The sequence below is a fragment of the Shewanella sp. SR44-3 genome (assembly GCF_014163735.1).
In the GTDB taxonomy this organism is placed as follows: domain Bacteria; phylum Pseudomonadota; class Gammaproteobacteria; order Enterobacterales; family Shewanellaceae; genus Shewanella.
Genome location: NZ_JACJDV010000120.1, coordinates 1 through 412, shown reverse-complemented (window position 1 = coordinate 412; position 412 = coordinate 1). Strand labels below are relative to the sequence as shown.

1 tRNA gene and 2 rRNA genes are annotated in these 412 nt (G+C 47.3%); all 3 read left to right on the top strand.

Annotated elements, in window-relative coordinates:
* The first annotated feature begins 11 nt into the window (after positions 1-11).
* Positions 12-127 (top strand): 5S ribosomal RNA (gene rrf / locus H5073_RS18095).
* 59 nt (positions 128-186) lie between these two features.
* A tRNA-Thr gene (locus H5073_RS18090) sits at positions 187-262 on the top strand.
* 36 nt (positions 263-298) lie between these two features.
* Positions 299-412 (top strand): 5S ribosomal RNA (gene rrf, locus H5073_RS18085); the annotation flags it as partial.

The following is a 412-nucleotide window of genomic DNA, read 5'->3' as shown; positions in this document are numbered from 1 at the left end:
AACAAAATTTGTCTGGAAACCATAGAGCTGTGGCACCACCTGATCCCATTCCGAACTCAGAAGTGAAACACAGTATCGCCGATGGTAGTGTGGGGTCTCCCCATGCGAGAGTAGGTCATTTCCAGGCGCCTAATTTACTCTTTATGAGTAGTTTTACTGTAAGTGAAACCTGTTATATCGAGTTTTGCTGATATGGCTCAGTCGGTAGAGCGCATCCTTGGTAAGGATGAGGTCCCCAGTTCGATTCTGGGTATCAGCACCATGAATAATCTAGTGTCACGTCCTAGAACAAAATTTGTCTGGAAACCATAGAGCTGTGGCACCACCTGATCCCATTCCGAACTCAGAAGTGAAACACAGTATCGCCGATGGTAGTGTGGGGTCTCCCCATGCGAGAGTAGGTCATTTCCAG